Source organism: candidate division KSB1 bacterium (assembly GCA_022562085.1).
GTDB lineage: Bacteria > Zhuqueibacterota > Zhuqueibacteria > Oceanimicrobiales > Oceanimicrobiaceae > Oceanimicrobium.
Genome location: JADFPY010000170.1, coordinates 8,266 through 9,133, shown reverse-complemented (window position 1 = coordinate 9,133; position 868 = coordinate 8,266). Strand labels below are relative to the sequence as shown.

Sequence of the window (868 nt, the reverse complement as noted above, 5' to 3'; positions counted from 1 at the left end):
ACTTACGGGTCCGCGACTAAATCCAATATCAGTATTTAAGCAAAATACCCGAGATTTAGCCTCAAACTGAAGTGAGAAATGTTAATCTTTAAGTCATACATTCCATGATCTTCAAACCAGCTCTCAGGTAATTTGTGCTTTCTCAGCAACAATAACGTTTCTTTTGTGAACTTTGAATTTTCTGTGTATCCCTATATCCCACAACCCTAGGTATAGGGCGGTTGTTTTGTAATAAGGAGCAAATACAGCAATAGCCTTGGCTTTCCCAAATTTATTTGGTCGCTGAAAACTCTGATAAGCTTCAAGCCTTTGAAGATCGTTTATAAACGTCTCTCGAATTGGAATTTCTTTATTCCCATGTCGAACCAGCTTTACCTTGCATGGATCAATTCCGTATATTTCTAGAATTTTGTAGATTGTTATCATTTCATATAGCGGAACTTATTTTTCACCACACATTCCACCCAATTCAGATGTCTACATCCAGGCAAATGAAATGTCTATCCCAGGTTGAGAACTTTATTCGATTTTTTTTAGGATTGTACTTCATGCACTTGTAAAGGAAATAAATCTGCAATGAAGGTGAAATCTCTATCGTTGTGCAATAATTGAACTCCATGCTCCAGACATAGAGAGGCAATCATACAATCAATGGTTTTTCTAATTGTAATGCCTTTTTTTCTCAAGTCCCTATATATTCTTGAGGCATCAATAAACATTGATTGTTCCATAGGCAAATATAAAAGTTCTGAGAGGACGCTCAATGTTTTACGATATTCGGCATCGTTAGAAATTCCTTGTAGGACCTCGGTCATGATGAGTCCGCAAGTACATAGATCTTCGTGGTTTGATATGAGGTTTTCCAATT

Annotated in this window: 1 protein-coding gene and 1 pseudogene (1 of these 2 cut by a window edge); both read right to left on the bottom strand. The window is 36.6% G+C overall.

Annotated features, from left to right (window positions below; all coding sequences use genetic code 11):
• Positions 1-123: 123 nt before the first annotated feature.
• Positions 124-426 (bottom strand): hypothetical protein, encoded by a 303-nt coding sequence (locus tag IH879_13935; GenBank protein ID MCH7676035.1) that lies wholly within the window; start codon positions 424-426, stop codon positions 124-126.
• 107 nt (positions 427-533) lie between these two features.
• A pseudogene (locus IH879_13930) lies at positions 534-868 on the bottom strand (PIN domain-containing protein); it runs 82 nt beyond the window's last position.

Bases quoted from the DNA above. Each gene is read 5' to 3' on its own strand.
- IH879_13935 (MCH7676035.1), bottom strand. From the start codon at position 426: ATGATAACAATCTACAAAATTCTAGAAATATACGGAATTGATCCATGC.